Origin of the sequence: Bradyrhizobium sp. TM233, from assembly GCF_036247965.1 — a bacterium.
Classification (GTDB): Bacteria; Pseudomonadota; Alphaproteobacteria; order Rhizobiales; family Xanthobacteraceae; genus Bradyrhizobium; species Bradyrhizobium ottawaense.
The window spans coordinates 1-5285 of the sequence record NZ_BTIG01000033.1 but is presented as its reverse complement, the minus strand read 5'-3'; the positions used below and the strand labels follow the sequence as shown (position 1 = coordinate 5285).

The 5285-nt window shown below is 67.8% G+C and carries 4 protein-coding genes and 2 pseudogenes; 3 read left to right on the top strand and 3 right to left on the bottom strand.

Annotated features, from left to right (window positions below):
- Positions 1-80 precede the first annotated feature (80 nt).
- Together AABA86_RS32535 and gluQRS are read right to left on the bottom strand one after the other, a co-directional pair.
- A complete protein-coding gene (locus AABA86_RS32535) occupies positions 81-1361 on the bottom strand; it encodes an ATP-binding protein (RefSeq protein WP_338309676.1) in 1281 nt (426 codons plus the stop codon).
- 104 nt (positions 1362-1465) lie between these two features.
- The gene (gene gluQRS, locus AABA86_RS32530; protein WP_338309675.1) at positions 1466-2338 is read right to left on the bottom strand and encodes a tRNA glutamyl-Q(34) synthetase GluQRS; all 873 of its coding nucleotides are present in this window, start codon (positions 2336-2338) and stop codon (positions 1466-1468) included.
- Positions 2339-2371: 33 nt separating this feature from the next.
- Here gluQRS and AABA86_RS32525 point away from each other — a divergent pair.
- Positions 2372-2953, top strand: a pseudogene (locus AABA86_RS32525) (DNA-3-methyladenine glycosylase family protein); the annotation flags it as partial.
- Here the strand turns inward: AABA86_RS32525 and AABA86_RS32520 are convergent.
- Positions 2950-3837 (bottom strand): LysR family transcriptional regulator, encoded by an 888-nt coding sequence (locus AABA86_RS32520; RefSeq protein WP_338309673.1) that lies wholly within the window; start codon positions 3835-3837, stop codon positions 2950-2952. The pseudogene AABA86_RS32525 and the gene AABA86_RS32520 sit on opposite strands and share 4 nt — an antisense overlap.
- A gap of 180 nt (positions 3838-4017) precedes the next feature.
- Between AABA86_RS32520 and AABA86_RS32515 the strand changes: the two genes are divergently transcribed.
- Entirely contained in the window at positions 4018-4992 is a 975-nt protein-coding gene (locus tag AABA86_RS32515; RefSeq protein WP_212247224.1) for an NAD(P)H-dependent flavin oxidoreductase, read from the top strand.
- A gap of 34 nt (positions 4993-5026) precedes the next feature.
- A pseudogene (locus AABA86_RS32510) lies at positions 5027-5285 on the top strand (ABC transporter substrate-binding protein); the annotation flags it as partial.

Here is a 5285-nt window from a genome sequence, read left to right as displayed (position 1 = left end):
CTCGGTGATCATCGCGCTGGTGTTCCTGTATTTCATCGCGGCGATCTTCGTTTACGGCGGCGAGCTCAATGCCGCGATCATCAAGTCGCGGCTTCCTCACGGCGTGTCGCTTCAAGCAGCGCAGTCGCTAAAGCCCGCGGAGACACAGGCTTGACCAGGAAGGCGTCGGCGCCGGCCTCGCGCGAGGCCGCCTCGTCCTCGCCGCGACCGGACACCCCGATGATCGGGATCAGAGCCAGCGGCGCCTCCATGGTGCGGATCCGCCTGATGGCCTCGACGCCGTCGATGCCCGGCAGCACCATGTCCATCAGCACCGCATCGAACGCGCCTTGCGCCAGCCGGCCGACGGCATCCTCGCCGCGCCCGATGAACTCGGCATGATGGCCAAGCTCGGTCAGAATCGTGTTGAGCACGACGCGGCCGAACGGATTGTCCTCGACGCTGAGGACGCGCAGCGCCGCGACCGCATCCGCCTCGGTCTCGCCCTTCGCCTTGCGGGATTTGCCGGGGCCCGCCGCATCGAGCGACACCGTCAGCGTAAAGGTGGCGCCGCCGCCGCGGCGCGGTGCGACGGTGATGTCGCCGCCCATCGCGCGCGCCAATTGCTTGACCGAGGACAGCCCCAGGCCGGCGCCGCCGAAGCGTGAGGCGATGGTGACATTGGCCTGGGTGAACGGACGGAACAGCCGCTTGATCTCGGCCATGGTCAGACCGATGCCGCTGTCGGACACCGCGAAGGCGACGCCGACCCTGCCCTTGTCTTTTGACTTGCCCTTCGCTTTGCCTTTGGCGGGACGCCAGGGCGCGACCTCGAGCGCCACGCCGCCCTGGTCGGTGAACTTCACGGCATTGTCGATCAGATTCTCGAGCGCGGCGCGCAGGCGGACGGGATCGCCGACCACGAGGCCGGGGAGCTTTTCGGAGATCTCGACCTGGGCCTGGAGACCCTTGGCCGCGGCACGGCCGGCGAGCGAATCGCCGGCGCTGCGGGCGAGCGTCCTGAGGTCGAACAGGTCCTGCCGCAGCGTACCTGCGGCCTTGCCGGCCCCTTTGCCGGTTCTGGCGGCATCCACGAACAGCGTGGCAAGGCTCGCCAGATGCTCGGCACCGGCCTTGATGGTGTCGGCCCAGCGCCGTTCCCGCTCGCCGAGATCAGAGGTCGCGAGCAGGTCGCTGATCGCCAGAATGCCGGTCAGGGGGGTACGGACCTCGTGGGCAAAAGCGGCGAGCGCCGCCTGGACCACGTCCGGCCCGACCGCCTTGGTGCTGCGCTTGCGCAACCCGCCGGCCGTCCCGGACCGCTTCCGAGGCGGTCGCCTGGACGTCCGCGTGGTGCGCGCTGGGCGCGTTTTCGCCGCCATGAATCCCCTTCGAAGTATCCCCTTCGAACCCCGGACTGTCGGTCAAGCATGGCACGGCGGAACCCCCGGAGTCACGGCGGCGTTTTGCTAACCCCCAGAGAAACTTAACCTAATCCCACCAGCTGGCGGATGCCGGCAGGCGTGATGCCGGCCGCGCGCAAGGCGCGCAGTCCGGTCGAGCGGCTCGATTTCGACAGCTTCCGCCTCTCCCCGTCGCAAATCAGCCGGTGATGGCGGTAGGCGGGTTCGGGCAGGCCAAGCAGGACCTGGAGCAGGCGGTGGACGGCGGTGGCGTGAAACAAGTCCTGGCCCCGCACGATCTCGCTGACGCCCTGGAGCGCATCGTCGACGACGACGGATAGATGGTAGCTGGTCGGCGTCTCCTTGCGCGCCAGGATCACATCGCCCCAGGCCTCTGGTCGTGCCGGGACGATACCGCGCTCGCCGCCCACCTCCTCGCCGAGTTCGTTCCACGCCAGGCCTGCGACACGCCGACAGGCGGCCGCCATGTCGAGCCGCAGCGCATAGGGCGCGCCTGAAGCGATCAGCTGCGCCCGCTCGTCGGCAGGCCGCGATTTCGCGTTGCCGGGATAGAGCGGCGCGCCGTCGGGATCGCGTGGCCATGGGCCGTCCGCCTCACGCGCGGAAACGAGCTTTGCGATCTCGGCGCGGCTTTCGAAGGCGGGATAGACAAGGCCAAGCGCCGACAGCTTGTCCAGCGCGGCGCGATAATCGGCGAGATGCTCGGACTGCCGCCGCACCGGAATCTCCCAGTCGAGCCCGAGCCAGGCCAGATCCTCGTAGATCGCCGCCTCGAATTCCGGCCGGCAGCGCGTCGCGTCGATGTCCTCGATCCGCAGCAACAACCGGCCGCCTGTCTCTCGCGCGCGGTCGAAGTTCAGCAGCGCCGAAAAAGCGTGGCCAAGATGCAGGTGGCCGTTCGGGCTGGGAGCGAATCGGAAAACGGGTGGTGTCATGAGAAAGAACTCGTCATGGCCGGGCTTGACNNCCTCAAGCCGGTGTTCGAGATCGCGGGCATGCCGGCGTTGCGGCGGCGCGAGCCGGGTTTTGCGGGCCTTGCCCACATCGTCTGCGGCCAGCAGCTCTCGACCGCGAGCGCCGCGGCAATCTGGGGACGGTTGTCGGCCGCCTTCGATCCGTTCGACCACGACGCGGTGCGCCGGGCCCGCACCGACCGGCTCGGGCGGCTCGGACTCTCGGCTGCCAAGATCAAGACGCTGAAACATCTCGCGCGCGAGATCGGCGCGCAGCGGCTGAACCTCGACGTGCTCGCCGAGGAAGATGCCGACGCCGCGCATCACACGTTGATCGCACTGCCGGGCATCGGCCCCTGGACCGCGGACGTCTATCTCTTGTTCTGCCTCGGCCATGGCGATGCCTGGCCCGCTGGCGACCTCGCCGTGCAGGAGGGCATCAAGATCGGCCTTGGCCTTCCGGCACGGCCGACGGAAAAGCAGATGGCGCCGCTCGCCGAGCCCTGGCGTCCCCTGCGCGGCGCGGCGGCGCATCTGTGGTGGAGCTATTATCGCGCTGTGAAGAAACGCGAGGGTGTTATCGCCGGATCGGCCTAGCCCCGCAGCCTGGCGCGGTCGGCCCGGGCGCATTCGGCAACGAAATCCACGACGGCACGCACCGCCGGAAGCTCGACGAGGTCGGGATGGGCCAGCAGCCACAGATCCGCCACGCTGGCGAGCTTTTGCGGGGCGACGCGCACGAGGCCGGGATAGCTTTCCGCGACGAAGCACGAGAGCGCCGAGATGCCAATCCCGGCGCGGACCGCCGCCAGCATATCCCCCTGGGAAGAGCAGCGCATCACCACCCTGGCCTGCCGCGTGACGACGTCGCTCCAGCGCGCAAGCTGCGCATTGGACGCCTGGTCGGCGAAGCCGACGACGCTATGCTCCTTCCACTCGCCGCGGCGCTCAGGCAAGGACCGCCCTGCGGCATAATCGCGCGAGGCGTAGAAACCGGTACCAAGGCGGCCGATCTTGCGACCGACCAGGTTTTCCTCGCCGCTGTCGAAAGGCCGCAGCACCACGTCCGCCTCACGCCGGCGCACGCTCGCAGGAAACGGGTGGGTGATGATCTCGAGCTGGACATGATCATGCGCGCGCAGGAAGGCTGGCAGGCGCGGCATCAGCCAATGCGAGGCCAGCGTCGCGCCGATCGAGAGCTTGACGATGCCGCGCGCCTTATGTCCTCCGGCCGCGACCGCGGTCTCGGCCCGCAGCGCCGCCGCCGCCATGGCCTCGGCGTGCTCGCGCAATGTCCGTCCGTCCGCCGTCAGCGCCAGGCCGTCGGCGGCGCGCGCCAGCAACCTGGTGCCGAGCTGAGCTTCCAGCGCCGCGATCTTGCGACTTACGGTCGGATGGCTGGTGTGCAGCCGGCGGGCGGCCGCGGTGAAGCTTCCGGTATCGGCGACCGCGACGAAGGTCTTGCAGAGATCCCAGTCCAATCGGCTCCCCCCGTTCATATCTGAAAGGCTATCCGTTCATTATTGAACGACCGGAGGGCTTCGTCCAACCTTATAGTGGGTCAAATCCGCGACACGGGCGGCAATCGCCCGCGCGACAATCAACACGGAAACGCCTCGTCATCCGCCCGCCGGCGGGACTGCTTTTCCAGGGAGGACATGATGGCGCTGCCCGCTCTCTTGAAGGATTCGCTCGCGCTGCCGGTGGTGGGCTCGCCGCTCTTCATCGTCTCCGGACCGGAGCTGGTGATCGCCCAGTGCAAGGCGGGCGTCGTCGGCTCGTTTCCGGCGCTCAACGCCCGTCCGGTCGAGAAGCTGGACGAGTGGCTGAGCCGCATCGAGGACGAGCTCGGCCAATACAAATCGCTCAATCCGGGCAGGAAGGTCGCGCCCTACGCGGTCAACCAGATCTGCCACGCCTCCAACGACCGCCTGATGAAGGACATGGAGACCTGCGTGAAACATCGCGTCCCCATCATCATCACCTCGCTGCGGCCACCGGCGGAGATCGTCGAGGCCGCGCATTCGTATGGCGGGCTGGTGTTCCACGACGTCATCAACGTCAAGCATGCACGGAAAGCAGCCGAGCACGGCGTCGACGGCCTGATCCTGGTCTGCGCGGGCGCCGGCGGGCATGCCGGAACGCTCTCGCCCTTCGCGCTGGTGCGCGAGGTCAAGCAATGGTTCAAGGGCACGATCCTGCTGTCGGGCGCGATCAGCGACGGCTTCGGCATCGCCTCCGCGCTGACGCTGGGCGCCGACCTCGCTTACATGGGCACGCGTTTCATCGCGACCAGGGAAGCCAACGCCGACGAAGCCTACAAGTCCGCGCTGACGCAGCATGCCGCGCACGACATCGTCTACACCAACCTGTTCACCGGCGTGCACGGCAACTATCTCGGCCCCTCCATCGCCGCCGCGGGGTTAGATCCGGACAATCTGCCGGTGGCCGACAAGACGAAGATGAATTTCGGCTCAGGCGGCAACACGAAATCAAAGGCGTGGCGCGATATCTGGGGTTCGGGCCAGGGCATCGGCCAGATCACCGACGCGCCTCCCGTCGCCGACCTGGTCGACCGGATGAAGGCGGAGTTCGATCAGGCCCGTCAGGATTTCCTGCTGCGCGCCAGCGCCTGACGTCTCGGACTACAAGAAAAAACGGGAGGACACCATGAAGCTCGCAGCCGGATTGATCGGCATGTCGTTGCTGACGCTCGGCGCCGGCAGCGCCCACGCCGAAGGCAGCGCCGAGATCCGCATCGGGCAGACCCTGCCCTATAGCGGCCCGGCCNNGACGACGCCTATTCGCCGCCAAAGACGGTCGAGCAGACCCGCAAGCTGGTCGAGCAGGACGAGGTGCTGATGATGTTCGGCTCGCTCGGCACCGCCACCAACAGCGCCGTGCAGCGCTATCTCAACGCCAAGAAGGT

What these genes read in the sequence shown, in the direction of transcription:
- AABA86_RS32535 (WP_338309676.1), bottom strand. Translation starts at nt 1,361, where the DNA reads ATGGCGGCGAAAACGCGCCCAGCGCGCACCACGCGGACGTCCAGGCGA.
- gluQRS (WP_338309675.1), bottom strand. Translation starts at nt 2,338, where the DNA reads ATGACACCACCCGTTTTCCGATTCGCTCCCAGCCCGAACGGCCACCTG.
- AABA86_RS32515 (WP_212247224.1), top strand. Translation starts at nt 4,018, where the DNA reads ATGGCGCTGCCCGCTCTCTTGAAGGATTCGCTCGCGCTGCCGGTGGTG.